Origin of the sequence: Nocardioides astragali, assembly GCF_024436375.1 — a bacterium.
Classification (GTDB): domain Bacteria; phylum Actinomycetota; class Actinomycetes; order Propionibacteriales; family Nocardioidaceae; genus Nocardioides; species Nocardioides astragali.
In genome coordinates this window covers 18,141-31,204 of the sequence record NZ_JAFMZM010000010.1, presented here as the reverse complement: position 1 = coordinate 31,204, position 13,064 = coordinate 18,141, and the positions used below count along the sequence as shown (strand labels likewise).

Below are 13,064 nucleotides of genomic sequence, written 5' to 3'. Positions count from 1 at the left end.
CAGCCCGAGGACTTCGTCCACGTCTCCTCGCACACCCGCTACGACCCGATGCCGATGCACGACATGGGCTTCCGCAACCTCGTGCTGCTCGACCGCGGCTACGACCCGGTGCCCCCCGGCTACGACCTCACCGTCGTCAAGACCCTCGACGAGCTCAACACCCTGCTCGGCATCTGAACCAGCCCACCAGCTTCCACAAATTTCAGCCACCATCTTCGACCACACCCCAGGAGAGAACCAGCATGAGCGCCACGACCATGAGCAAGTGGAAGACCGTCACCGCAGCGAGCCTGGGAACCCTGCTCCTTGCCTCGACAGCCGCCTGCGGCGGAGGCGGCTCCGAGGCCAACGACGAGGCGTCGGGCGCCAAGGGCAGCTTCGACGATGTTGCCGCGGCTGTGAAGTCGGATACCACCGCTGCCGACCTGCTCCCCGCGGACATCAAGGAGCGCGGTGTGATCACCATGGCCGCCGACCTGCACTACCCGCCCACCTCGTTCCTGGCCCAGGACAACAAGACGCCGATCGGCTACAACGTGGACATCGCCAAGCTCCTGGGCAAGACGCTGGGGCTCGAGGTCGAGGTCAAGAACGTCACCTGGGACAACGTGATCCCGGGGATCGCCTCCGGTCGCTACGACTTCACCGCCACCAACATGACTCCCACGCCGGAGCGGCTGGAGGTCCTGGACATGATCACCTACTGGGCGGCCGGGTCGTCCCTGATCGTGGAGAAGGGCAACCCGCAGGACCTGAGCCTGGCCGACGAGTCCATCTGCGGCAAGAAGATCGCCGTGATGACCGGCAGCTCTCAGCAGCAGGACTACCTCCCGCTGATCTCCGAGGACTGTGAGGCCGCCGGGCAGGACCCCGTCGACGGCGTCGTGCTGGGCAACGTGGAGGGCGCGCTGACGCAACTCGTGGCCAAGCGGATCGACGGTGTCTTCTCCGACACCTCTCAGCTGGCCTGGGCGGCCAAGCAGCAGCCGCAGTCCTTCGAGCTGCTCGCCCCGCAGTACCAGAAGGAGGAAGGTGACGACATCGTGGCCCTCGGCCTCGAGAAGGACTCGCCCCTCACGCCGGCGCTGCACGCGGCGATGCAGTCCCTGATGGACTCTCCGGCCTACCAGGCGACCCTGGACCGGTGGGGTCTGGGCGCCGGCGCGATCGACACCTCCGAAGCCCTGGGATGACCCATGACTTCCACCACTGATCCGGTCCGTGCGGACCGCGACAATCAGAAGCTAGGGGGACCGGACGCCACGAGCAAGCCTCGCGTCCACCGGCGCGGAGCGCTGGAGTACGTGGCCTGGGCGGCCTGTGCTCTGGTGGCGTTCGGAGTGATCCGCACGCTCCTGACGAACGAGAACTACCAGTGGGACGTGGTGGCGCAGTACGTCACTGCGGAGACGGTGCTGCGCGGCCTGGTGATGACAGTGGTGCTCACGATCCTCTGCATGACCTTCGGCGCCCTTCTCGGTCTGTTCGTCGCCGTCCTGCGCGTCTCGCCGCTCCGGCCGGTTCGGATCCTGGCTGGTGCGTACGTCACGTTCTTCCGGGGCACGCCGGTGCTGGTGCAGCTGATCTTCTGGTTCAACATCGCCGCGCTCTACCCCAACCTCGCGATCGGGATCCCGTTCACAGACGTCTCCCAGGACATCGACGTCAACCGGTTGATCAGTGCCACCACAGCCGCGGTGATCGGCCTCTCCCTCAACCAGGCCGCCTACCAGGCAGAGATCTTCCGTGGTGGGTTCGCCTCCGTCGACAAGGGGCAGATCGAGGCGGCCGACTCGCTCGGCATGAGCCGTGGGACCAAGCTGCGCCGGATCATCGTCCCGCAGTCGATGCCCACGATCGTGCCGGCGACCGGCAACCAGTTCATCGGGATGTTCAAGGAGACCTCGCTGGTCAGCGTCCTGGGCGTCGGCGAGCTGCTGATGAGCGTTCAGCTCATCTACGCCCGGACCTACCAGACGATCCCGCTCCTGATCGTGGCGTGCCTGTGGTACCTGTTCATGACCCTGCTGTTGAGCTACCCGCAGTCCCAGATCGAGAAGAAGTTCTCCCGAACCAGGGCAAGGGTCAGCAATGACCCGGCACCCGGCCTCACGCAGACCGAGCTGATGGGTGAAGCAAAATGAGCCAGATGAATGGTGAGGGAACCGTGCACGCGCGCGGTCTGCGCAAGAGCTTCGGCGACCGGGTGGTGCTCGACAGCATCGACCTGGATGTCGCGTGCGGCGAGATCGTGTGCATCATCGGCCCGAGCGGGTCCGGCAAGTCCACCTTGCTGCGGTGCATCGACGGGCTGGAGGAGATCGACCGCGGAGTCCTCCGCGTCAATGGTGAGGACCTCGGGTTCCGCGAGACGCCGACGTCCTACCAGGCGCTGAAGCGCAAGGAGGTCGCCGCCCAGCGCACTCGCATCGGCATGGTGTTCCAGTCGTTCAACCTGTTCCCCAACATGACGGCCCAGGAGAACGTGATGTCGGGGCCCGTCCTCGTCAAAGGCGCGCCCAAGGCGGAGTCGAGGCGACGCGCGGACGCCCTACTGACGAGTGTGGGGCTCCACGGGCACGGGGACCACTACCCGTGGCAGCTCTCCGGGGGACAGCAGCAGCGTGTTGCGATCGCCCGCTCGCTCGCGATGGACCCCCAGGTGATGCTCTTCGACGAGCCCACCAGCGCCCTCGACCCGGAGCGGGTCGGTGAGGTCCTCGCCGTCATGAAGGACCTGGCGCAGCGGGGCATGACGATGCTCATCGCCACGCACGAGATGGGCTTCGCCCGCGAGGTGGCCGACACGGTCATCTTCATGGACGGTGGCCTGGTGGTCGAGCAGGGCAAGCCGGCCGACGTGCTCGGCAACCCGCAGGAGCCGCGGACGTGCAAGTTCCTGGAGAGCGTGCTCTAGACGCGGTTCACACCACTCTCGGTGGTGTCCAGCCTTGCTGGACACCACCGATGTGTATGATGTCAACAGTCGGGCGCCACGCGGGCGACCGGCACAGCGGCGGCTCCTAGCCGCTACCGAACATCAGGGGACGTCTTGGCCGCAAAGAGCAGCTCACCGACAAGCATTCCGCGTGCCACCTTCGCCTCGATGGTGGGGGAGCGGATCCGGTCCAGCATCATCGAGGGCGCACTCCCTCCGGGATCCCAGCTCCACGAGGTGGAGCTCGCTGCCAGCTTCGGCGTCAGCAGGGGACCGGTGCGTGAGGCCCTCCAGCGGCTGATCCAGGAGGGGCTGCTGCGCAGCGAGGCGCACCGCGGCGTCTTCGTCCCGGTCATGAGCGACGACGACATCGTCGACATCTACGTCGCCCGCGAGGCGTTGGAGACTGCCGCCGTGCGGCGGATCACCGGGACCTCGCGCTCCGCGTCGGCCTACAAGTCGCTGGACAAGGTCGTGCGTGGGATGGAGACCGCCGAGAAGGCGGGGGACTGGACATCGGTCGCGAGTCGCGACCTCGACTTCCACACCGCACTCGTCGCGGCGGCTGAGAGCACCCGTCTCGAGCGGATGTTCACCACCGTCATCTCGGAGACGAGGTTGTGCCTCAGGGTGCTGACCTCCGCGCCGGACGCGCGCGACGACCTCGTTCAGGAGCACCGCGACATCAGCGAGATGATCCGCGCTGACGACACGGTGGGAGCGATCGCGGTCCTCACCAAGCACTTCGACGACGCGGTCGTCACGCTCCGCAGTCGCCTGGGCGCGGAAGCCGCGGGCTAGCAGGTCGGCTGACGCCACCGCGTCACCTCGGCGTCGAGCCCCAGCTGGGGAACGGCCCCGTCAGCTGCTCCTCGACCGTGCCGGCAGATGCCGGTCAGGCGCCAGGAACGACACGCCTCGGTCGGTCGAGCCATCGATGGCGAAGTCGGCAGCGATCTGGCCCATGACCGGGGCGAGCTTGAACCCGGAGCCCGAGAAGCCACAGGACACCACCAGCCGAGGCTCGGAGGGTGCGAGTCCGAGCAGTGGCAGCCCGTCCGGGCTGAATCCCTCGACGCCTGTCTGCAGGCTGACCGGGTCCGGGTGCAACCCCGGGAAGAACTCGCGGACCGCATCCGCCACCCGGGAGGCGAACGCCAGGTCGACGGAGCGGTCGACGTGGGCGAGATCGGGGACCTCCGGGTGCGTCCCGAACTTCATCCCGACCTTCACGGTGACGCCGTCGAGCGTGGGGAACCCGTATGCCTGGATGTCGCCCACGCGTTCGAAGACACCGCACACGTCCGGGTGGTGGTCGCGCGGGCGTCGGGCGAGATACCAGGCCTGCACGATCCGTCGGGGAACGACGCGCAGACGCGCCCCTGGGACCAGCTCGCCCGCCCACGGGCCAGGCGCGAGGACGACGCGGTCGTACGTCTGCACGCCGGCCCGGGTCACCACCGCGACGCCGGTCGCCCGCGGCTCGACCGCGACGACCTCGGTGTACGGCCTCACAGTGGCACCCAGGGCGGCCGCGCGCTCCACGGCTGTGGCGACGCTCGCCTCCGGCCGGAGGTATCCCGCGAGGGGGTCGGTCACGCCGACGTCACTGTCCCGTACGACGTGCTGCGGGAAGCGTGGGCGGAGGGCGGCGGCGTCGAGCGCCTCGTGAGGAAGCGCGTGGCCCTTGGCGGACGCGGACGCACGGAGGATCTCCGGAGTGCCCTCCGGCCCGATGATGACGCCGCCCGTCTGTCGCAGGAGCTCGCGCTCCGTGTGCTGCTCCAGCTCGCGCCACATCCGGAGCGCCTCCACAGCCAGTGGTGTGACGCGGGGGTCACGCTGGCTCTGCACCGAGAAGCGGCGCGTCTGGCCGGCCGATGCGCCCCGGTCGTGGGCGATCCCGAAGCGCTCGTAGCCATGGACAGCCAGTCCGCGTTCGGCGAGGCGCCAAAGAGCCATGGAGCCGATCGCCCCCAGACCGATCACGGCGACGTCGGCTCCACTGGTGCTCATCCGGTCGTCCGCATCAGCGCAGGCTCCACACCTTGCGGATCGTCTCGGTGACGTCCCAGCGTCCGGACCAGCCCTGGGGCTGCACGATCACGTCGCCTGCCGAGACCTCGAAGGTCCTGCCGGTGGCGGCGTCGGTGACGGTCGCCCGACCGCTCAGGATGTAGCAGGTCTCGGTGTCCTCGCGGGGCTCCACCGGCCAGCCGCCGGGCTCGCACTCCCACACCCCGGCCCGAACGGCGCCATCGGTGTCGAAGCGGAGGATGCCCAGCTGCGGGTCGCCCGAGTCGGCACCGGGCCGCTGTCCGATGGGCTCGAGCGGTCCGGTCACCGTCGCGGCGGGAACGTGTACGTAGGTGCTCATGTATCGAATGCCTCCTCGGCATAGGGGTGGCCCGGGCGGCGACCCGGAACTCGACGAGCCGCGGGTGCGGCTCGTCGCTGGGAAGGATCAGTCGGCGTCGAGCAGGTCGAGCACGGCGGCGGTGACCTGCTCGGTCGAGGCGGTGCCGCCCACGTCTGCAGTGCGGGTGGCGGGATCGCGCAGGGACACCTCGATGGCGTCCATCAGCTGCGCGGCGGCCTCGCCGGCGCTGAGGTGCTCCAGCATGAGCACGACCGACCAGAGCATGCCCACGGGGTTGGCCAGCCCCTTGCCCGCGATGTCTGGGGCGGATCCGTGGACCGGCTCGAACATGGAGGGGTTCTCGCCAGTGGGGTCGAGATTGGCCGAGGGGGCGATGCCGATGCTGCCGGTCACGGCGGCAGCGAGGTCGCTCAGGATGTCGCCGAAGAGGTTGCTGGCGACGATCACGTCGAAGGACTCCGGACGCAGGACCAGCTTGGCGGCCAGGGCGTCGACGTGCTCCTCGACCAGCTCCACCTCGGGCCGGAGCTCGGCGCGCTCGCGCACCACCTCGTCCCAGAACGGCATGCTGTGCACGAGCCCGTTGGACTTGGTCGCCGAGGTCACGCGCCGGCCCCGGCTGGAGGCGAGCTCCAGGGCGTAGTCCGCGATGCGGCTGATGCCGTGCCGGGTGAACACCGCCTCCTGGATGGCGGTCTCGCCGGGCCCGCCCTGGCCGAACCTGCCACCGACCTGGCTGTACTCGCCCTCGTTGTTCTCGCGGACGATCACCAGGTCGATGGGGCGGTTCTCTCCGTCCGCGAGGGGACTGGTGACCCCGGCGAACGTGCGGACCGGGCGCAGGTTGACGTACTGGCTGAACGCCCGGCGGATCGGGATGAGCAGGCCCCACAAGGAGACATGGTCGGGTACGTCCGCCCACCCGACGGCGCCGAGCAGGACGGCGTCGTACGCGCGCAGCGTCTCCAGTCCGTCGGGAGGCATGAGGGCGCCGGTGTCGAGGTAGCGCTGGCAGGACCAGTCGAACTCGTCGATCCGGATGCCGAGGCCATGGCGGGCGTCGAGGGAGGCGAGCACGGCCCGGGCCGATGCCGCCACCTCGACGCCGATGCCGTCGCCCGGGATGAGCGCGATGCGGCGCGTCCTCGTCGTGGTGTCCATGACGCGCTCAGGCCGGCGTTGCGATCGCGATGTACTTGGTCTCCAGGAACTCCTCGATCCCGACGCGGCCGCCCTCGCGTCCCAGGCCGGAGTGCTTCACACCGCCGAACGGAGCCGCGGGGTTGGAGACGATGCCCTGGTTGAGGCCGATCATGCCGGTCTCGAGTCGCTCGCAGACCCGGAACGCGCGGTCGAGGTCGCGGGTGAAGACGTAGGTGGCGAGACCGAACTCGGTGTCGTTCGCGGCCGCGATCGCTTCCTCCTCGGTCTCGAAGGTCGCGACGGGGGCGACGGGACCGAAGATCTCCTCGTGGCGCATCACGGCGTCCTCCGGCACGTTGGTCAGCACCGTGGGCGGGTAGAAGTAGCCCTCGCCGTCGAGAGGCGCGCCGCCGACCACGACCCCGGCGCCGCGGCGCACGGCGTCGTCAACGAGCGAGGCGACCTTGGCGCGTGCGTCGCCGTCGATCAGCGGTCCCACCACGACCCCGTCCTCGACCCCGCGGCCGATCGGCAGCGCAGCCATGCGCTCGCCGAGCCGCCGGGCGAACTCGTCGGCGACCGAGGAGTGCACGTAGAACCGGTTGGCCGCGGTGCAGGCCTCACCGATGTTGCGCATCTTGGCCTGCATCGCTCCTTCGACGGCCACGTCGAGGTCGGCGTCCTCGAAGACGAGGAACGGCGCGTTGCCGCCGAGCTCCATCGAGGTCCGCATGACCTGGTCGGCACACTGCTCGAGGAGCTTGCGCCCCACCGCCGTGGAGCCGGTGAAGGAGAGCTTGCGAGCCCGCCCGTCGCGGATCATCGGCTCCATCATGGGGGCCGGGTCCGCGGTCGTCACCACGTTGAGCACGCCGTCGGGAAGTCCGGCCTCCTGCAGGATCCCGGCGAGGGCCAGGAGCGACAGGGGCGTCTGCTCGGCGGGCTTGACCACCATCGTGCAGCCGGCCGCGACAGCCGGGCCGATCTTGCGGGTGCCCATCGCCAACGGGAAGTTCCACGGCGTGATGAGGATGCACGGCCCCACCGGCTCCTTCATCACCAGCAGACGGCCCTGGCCGTTGGGGGCGGTCGCGAAACCACCGTCGATCCGCACCGCCTCCTCGGAGAACCAGCGGAAGAACTCAGCGGCGTAGACGACCTCACCCCTGGCCTCGGACAACGGCTTGCCCATCTCCAGCGTCATCAGCAGGGCGAGGTCCTCCTGGCGCTCGAGGAGCAGGTCGTAGGCACGGCGAAGGATGTCGCTGCGCTCCCGCGGAGGCACCGCGGCCCAGGAGGTCTGGGCCTTGGCTGCGGCCTCCAGGGCCTGCATTCCGTCGGCGGGGGAGGCGTCGGCGACGTGCGCGAGGACGCGTCCGGTGGAGGGGTCCTCGACGGCGAACGTCGCGCCGGTCTCGGCCGGGCGCCAGGCGCCGTCGATGAACAGTCCGGTCGGCACCGAGCTGACGACCTTCTCTTCCCGCGCAAGTTCTTCAAGCATCAGTGGCCTCCGGAGCGTCAACGGTTGTATGGTGGGTGTCTGTTGTTGACAGTCTACCAAGGAGCACCCCCAATGGCCAACCTTTCTCCACTGCTCAAGCAGGCAACCCCCGTGGTCGCGGCCCGGGGGGAGGGCGTCTACCTCTACGACGAGGACGATCGGCGCTATCTCGACTTCACCGCCGGCATCGGCGTGACCAGCACCGGGCACTGCCACCCCCGCGTGGTCGGGGCCGCGCAGGAGCAGGTGGCCACGTTGATCCACGGGCAGTACACGACGGTCATGCACCGCCCCATGCTGACGCTGACCGAACGCCTCACGGAGGTGCTTCCGGAGCGGCTGGACTCGGTGTTCTTCAGCAACTCCGGCAGCGAGGCCGTCGAGGCGGCGCTCCGCCTGGCCCGGCACGCCACGGGGCGCCCGAACATCGTCGTGTTCCACGGCTCGTTCCACGGACGCACCATCGGCGCGGCCTCGATGACGACCTCGGGCACCAAGTTCCGTGCCGGCTTCTCGCCCATCATGGGCGGCGTCGCCGTTTCGCCCTTCCCGACGGCGTACCGCTACGGCTGGGACGAGCAGACCGCCACCGAGTTCGCCCTGCGTGAGCTGGACTACCTGCTCACCACGGTCACCGCGCCGGCGGAGACCGCCGCGTTCATCGTCGAGCCCGTGCTGGGCGAGGGTGGGTACGTCCCTGCCAACTCAGCGTTCATGCAGGGTCTTCGGGAGCGCGCCGACCGCCACGGGATCCTGCTCGTCGTGGACGAGGTGCAGACCGGCTGGGGACGCACCGGCCGCTTCTGGGGGCACGACCACTTCGGCGTGCAGCCCGACATCCTCGTCACGGCCAAGGGTCTGGCGAGCGGCTTCCCCCTCTCCGCGATCGCGGCGCCGGCCGAGCTGATGGCCAAGGCGTGGCCGGGCTCGCAGGGCGGCACCTACGGCGGCAACGCGGTGGCCTGCGCCGCGGCCATCGCGACCCTCGACGTCATCCGCGACGAGGGACTCGTCGACAACGCGCGCGTGGTAGGTGGCGTCCTGCAGTACGGCCTCGAGAAGGTCGCTGCCAACACGTCGGGCATCGGTGACGTCCGCGGACTGGGCCTGATGCTCGGCAGCGAGTTCGTCACGGCCGACGGGCAACCCGACGCCGCGACGGCACAGCAGGCCCAGCAGAAGGCGGCCGAGCTCGGCCTGCTGCTGCTGACGTGCGGCCCGTTCGGCAACGTCGTACGGATGATCCCTGCCCTCGTCGTCACGCAGGAGCAGGTCGAGGACGCCCTGGCGATCTGGGCCGCCGCCGTGGAGGCCGCCCGCTCGGCGTGAGCTCGCCGCCGCCGGCGCACGAACGTCGCGGCGACCGCCACCAGGAGGTGGGGGTCGCCGCGACGTCTGTGCTCAGCTGTGTTCGGCTCTGTTCAGGCCGAGCGAGGTGTGCGGTGGATGGCGATGATCTTCGGCTCCGTCATCGCGTCCACCGCGAACGGGACGCCCTCGCGCCCGACGCCGGAGCGCTTGCCGCCCCCGAAGGGCATCGCGTCGATGCGGAAGTCGCCGGTGTCGTTGATCATCACCGCGCCGACGCGCAGTCGTTGCGCGACGTCCAGGGCGGAGTCGATGTCACGCGTGAAGACGCCCGCCTGCAGCCCGTACTCCAGGCCGTTCACGTCGGCCACCACGTCGTCGACGGAGTCGAATGCCTCGATGGAGACCACCGGACCGAAGACCTCCTCGGTGAGCACCCGGGCGCCCACCGGCACCGACGTGAGCACCGTTGGCCAGTAGTACGTGCCGTCGCGCTTGGCTCCGATGAGCACTGCTGCTCCACCCTCGACGGCCTCGTCGACCCAGCTCTCCACACGCGTGGCGGAGGCCACGTCGATCAGCGGGCCGACGTCGGTGCGCTCGTCGGCCTTGCTGCCGACGACCAGCTCGCTGGTGAGGTGGACGACCCGCTCGACCAGGTCGTCGAGCAGCTCGCGGGCGACGAAGACGCGCTGGACCGAGAGGCAGTTCTGGCCGGCGTTGCCGAAGGCACCGTCCACGACCGCCCGGGCCGCACGGCGTACGTCGGCGTCGGGCAGCACCACCACGGTGCCGTTGCCGCCGAGCTCCATCATCGTCTTCTTCGCGCCCGCAGTGGCCGCGATCGCGTTGCCAGTCGCGAAGCCACCGGTGAACGAGACGAGGTCGACCCGGGGGTGGCCGACCAGCGCGGCACCAACAGTTGCGCCCCGCCCGGGGAGTACCGCCACGCGGTCGGCCGGGACGCCGGCCTCGAGCAGGAGCTCGATGAAGGCGAGCGCCACCAGCGGAGTCTGCTCTGCGGGCTTGAGGACGACACCGTTGCCGCCGATCAGCGCCGGCGCGACCTTGTGGGCGACCAGGTTGAGGGGGTCGTTGAACGGCGTGATCGCGGCGACCACCCCGACCGGCTCCCGGGTGTACCAACCCAGGCGGTCCTCGCCACGGGGCGTGTCGCCGAAGGGGAGGGTCCGGCCCTCCAGGCGATCCGCCTGCTCGGCCGAGAGGCGGACGGTCTCGACCGCCCGCCGCACCTCTGCGGCGGCACCCCGGACGGTCTTGCAGCCCTCGCGCGAGATCAGCCGGGCGAGGTCGGCCTCGCGCTCCGCAAGAAGGACGGCAGCGCGGTGGAGGGCCTCGCGGCGCTGCCAGACCGGCCACGCCGGTCCGTGCAGCACTGCCTGCGCCACCGCGGACACCGCTGCGTCGACGTCGCCGGCGGTGCAGTCACCGGCGACGCCGACGAGCCGTCCGTCCTCGGGATCATGGACCTCGAGGACGGCAACCGGGGATCGCCAGCGGCCTGCCCAGAAGGCGCCGCCGGCGGGGATGGGGGGAGCGGGCTGGGTCGTCATGGTCCCAACTGTGACGCGAGAACTGCTGACCGTCAACTGAAAGTTGTTGACAACATACACTCGCCATGATCTGCTGGTACCCGCTGACCTAGTAGCGCCCGGGCCGCCGGACCAAGGAGAGATCACATGAAGTTCACGCCGTACTGGCTCGACACCTCGTCCCCGGGACCGGACCGGTCCACCACCGATGTGGGCGGCAAGGTGGACGTGGCCGTCGTAGGAGCTGGCCTGACGGGCCTCTCAGCGGCCCTGCACCTGGCCCGCAAGGGCGCCTCGGTGGCCGTCCTCGAGCGCGACACCGTGGCGTTCGGGGCGTCGGGGCGCAACGGCGGCATGGCGACGACGGGCTTGTCGATCGGGTTCCGGGACGCCATCGCGCGCTACGGCTTCGAGTCGGCCAGCGCGATGTTCCTCGCCTACAACGACGCGATCGACAGCGTCGAGAAGCTCGTCGGCGAGGAGGGCATCGACTGTGACTACGCCAGGACCGGCAAGATGACCCTCGCTGCCAAGCCCGGACACTACGACGGCCTCCAGAAGACGCATGACGTGCTGGCCGAGCGCCTCGGCTACGAGACCCAGATGGTGGCCAAGAGCGCACTGCGCTCAGAGATCGCCGGCGACTTCTACCACGGCGCGATGGTCGACCCCAAGGGTGCCGGGCTGCACGTCGGCAAGTTCACCCGCGGGCTCGGGGAGTCCGCAGCCGGCCTCGGCGCCCAGATCCACGAGAGGGCGTCCGTGGAGCAGGTACGGCGGCTGGGCGGCACCAAGCACGAGGTCGTGACGTCGCGAGGCACGCTGCAGGCCGACCAGGTCCTGGTCGCCACCAGCGGCTACACCAGCAGGCCCTTCCGCTGGCAGCAGCTCAGGATCGCCCCGGTGGGCAGCTTCATCATCGTCACCGAGCCACTGGGCAAAGAGGTCTGCGACCAGCTGATGCCGAACCGCCGGATGGCCTCGGACACCAAGAACCTCCTCTACTACTTCCGGTTCACCCCCGACCACCGGCTGCTGTTCGGCGGCCGCGCTCGGTTCGCCATGTCCAGCCCGCAGTCGGACGAGAAGAGCGGCCGGATCCTGCAGAAGGCGATGGTGTCGGTGTTCCCGCAGCTGGCGGACACGCGAGTCGACTACTGCTGGGGCGGCCTGGTCGACATGAGCATGGACCGGATGGTGCACGCCGGCGAGCACGACGGTCTCTTCTACTCCCTCGGCTACTCCGGACACGGCGTGCAGATGGCGACGTACATGGGCAAGCAGATGGCGGAGTACATGAACGGGTCGCTCGATGCCAACCCGTGGCGTGACCTCACCTTCAAGCGGATCCCCGGTCACGTAGGCCCGCCCTGGTTCCTGCCGTTCGCGGGGGCCTACTACAAGGCGCTCGACGTCATCAAGTGATGACGGGCACGTGATGACGGGGGCAGACGGACTGATGTCGGGGGTCATGATCCCGCGCTCCACCTTCGCGTCGATGGTGACCGAGCGGCTGCGGGCCAACATCGTCGACGGCTCGATGCAGCCCGGCTCCCAGCTGAGCGAGGTGGAGCTGGCGACCAGCTTCGGCGTCAGCCGGGGGCCGGTCCGCGAGGCGCTGCAGCGGCTGATCCAGGAGGGACTCCTGATCAGCGAGCCCCACCGCGGGGTGTTCGTCCCGGTGCTCACCGACGAGGACGTGCGCGACGTCTACGTCGCTCGCGAGGCGCTGGAGTCGGCGGCCATCCGGTCCATCATCTCCGGCGCCACCACCGCCGCTGCCTACGAGTCGCTGGACCTGCTGGTCACCCGGATGGGACAGGCGGAGGCAGCGGGGGACTGGGCGGCCGTCGGCAACATCGACCTGGAGTTCCACGTCGCGCTCGTCGACGCCAGCAGCAGCCCACGGCTCAAGCGCATGTTCACCACCGTCATCTCCGAGACCCGCCTCTGCCTCGGGGTCCTGACGGCCGACGACGCGCGTGACGACCTCGTGGAGGAGCACCGGCTGATCTGCGAGGCGATGAGGGAAGGCGACACTGATCAGGCGCTGGCGGTCCTCACGAGGCACTTCGACGACGCGGTCGTCACCCTGTTGAACCGCCATGCACCCGGCGCCGCGGCGCCCGGAGTGGGCGTCGAGGAGATGTCATGAAGGGGCCCTCGCCACAAGATCCGGGGCAACAAGGTGGCGATTCGCTCGTGACCCGCTCCGATGTCCCGACCTCCACCGAGACCTCG

Annotated in this window: 12 protein-coding genes; 7 read left to right on the top strand and 5 right to left on the bottom strand. The window is 69.5% G+C overall.

The window, feature by feature from the left end:
- The first annotated feature begins 242 nt into the window (after positions 1 to 242).
- From J3P44_RS24735 to J3P44_RS24720, 4 genes are all read left to right on the top strand, one after another.
- On the top strand, positions 243 to 1,193 hold the full coding sequence (locus J3P44_RS24735; RefSeq protein ID WP_255893189.1) for an ABC transporter substrate-binding protein: 951 nt from the start codon (positions 243 to 245) through the stop codon (positions 1,191 to 1,193).
- 3 nt (positions 1,194 to 1,196) lie between these two features.
- The gene (locus tag J3P44_RS24730; protein ID WP_255893187.1) at positions 1,197 to 2,144 is read left to right on the top strand and encodes an amino acid ABC transporter permease; all 948 of its coding nucleotides are present in this window, start codon (positions 1,197 to 1,199) and stop codon (positions 2,142 to 2,144) included.
- 5 nt (positions 2,145 to 2,149) lie between these two features.
- Complete coding sequence (locus J3P44_RS24725; RefSeq protein ID WP_255893186.1) at positions 2,150 to 2,917, top strand: amino acid ABC transporter ATP-binding protein; 768 nt, start codon at positions 2,150 to 2,152, stop codon at positions 2,915 to 2,917.
- A gap of 189 nt (positions 2,918 to 3,106) precedes the next feature.
- On the top strand, positions 3,107 to 3,739 hold the full coding sequence (locus J3P44_RS24720; protein WP_255893185.1) for a GntR family transcriptional regulator: 633 nt from the start codon (positions 3,107 to 3,109) through the stop codon (positions 3,737 to 3,739).
- A 60-nt stretch (positions 3,740 to 3,799) separates the two neighbouring features.
- Here the strand turns inward: J3P44_RS24720 and solA are convergent, their stop codons facing one another.
- The 4 genes from solA to J3P44_RS24700 form a co-directional block, all read right to left on the bottom strand.
- Positions 3,800 to 4,954, bottom strand: a complete 1,155-nt coding sequence (solA, locus tag J3P44_RS24715; protein WP_255893184.1) for an N-methyl-L-tryptophan oxidase — start codon at positions 4,952 to 4,954, stop codon at positions 3,800 to 3,802.
- Positions 4,955 to 4,967: 13 nt separating this feature from the next.
- Positions 4,968 to 5,315: a cupin domain-containing protein gene (locus J3P44_RS24710; protein WP_255893183.1), complete on the bottom strand. Its 348-nt coding sequence runs from the start codon at positions 5,313 to 5,315 to the stop codon at positions 4,968 to 4,970.
- 87 nt (positions 5,316 to 5,402) lie between these two features.
- Entirely contained in the window at positions 5,403 to 6,479 is a 1,077-nt protein-coding gene (locus J3P44_RS24705; RefSeq protein WP_255893182.1) for a tartrate dehydrogenase, read from the bottom strand.
- Between the two features lie 7 nt (positions 6,480 to 6,486).
- A complete protein-coding gene (locus J3P44_RS24700; protein WP_255893181.1) occupies positions 6,487 to 7,962 on the bottom strand; it encodes an NAD-dependent succinate-semialdehyde dehydrogenase in 1,476 nt (491 codons plus the stop codon).
- Positions 7,963 to 8,034: 72 nt separating this feature from the next.
- Here J3P44_RS24700 and J3P44_RS24695 point away from each other — a divergent pair, with 72 nt between their 5' ends.
- Positions 8,035 to 9,291 (top strand): aspartate aminotransferase family protein, encoded by a 1,257-nt coding sequence (locus J3P44_RS24695; protein WP_255893180.1) that lies wholly within the window; start codon positions 8,035 to 8,037, stop codon positions 9,289 to 9,291.
- Positions 9,292 to 9,383: 92 nt separating this feature from the next.
- On the opposite strand, the gene J3P44_RS24690 is transcribed toward J3P44_RS24695, so the two are convergent.
- Positions 9,384 to 10,844 carry an aldehyde dehydrogenase family protein gene (locus J3P44_RS24690; protein WP_255893179.1) on the bottom strand — a complete coding sequence of 487 codons (1,461 nt, stop codon included), beginning with the start codon at positions 10,842 to 10,844 and terminating at the stop codon, positions 9,384 to 9,386.
- 126 nt (positions 10,845 to 10,970) lie between these two features.
- On the opposite strand from J3P44_RS24690, the gene J3P44_RS24685 reads away from it, so the two are divergent.
- Both J3P44_RS24685 and J3P44_RS24680 read left to right on the top strand, forming a co-directional pair.
- Positions 10,971 to 12,248 carry an NAD(P)/FAD-dependent oxidoreductase gene (locus J3P44_RS24685; RefSeq protein WP_255893178.1) on the top strand — a complete coding sequence of 426 codons (1,278 nt, stop codon included), beginning with the start codon at positions 10,971 to 10,973 and terminating at the stop codon, positions 12,246 to 12,248.
- 13 nt (positions 12,249 to 12,261) lie between these two features.
- Positions 12,262 to 12,978, top strand: a complete 717-nt coding sequence (locus J3P44_RS24680) for a GntR family transcriptional regulator (RefSeq protein ID WP_255893177.1) — start codon at positions 12,262 to 12,264, stop codon at positions 12,976 to 12,978.
- Positions 12,979 to 13,064 lie beyond the last annotated feature (86 nt).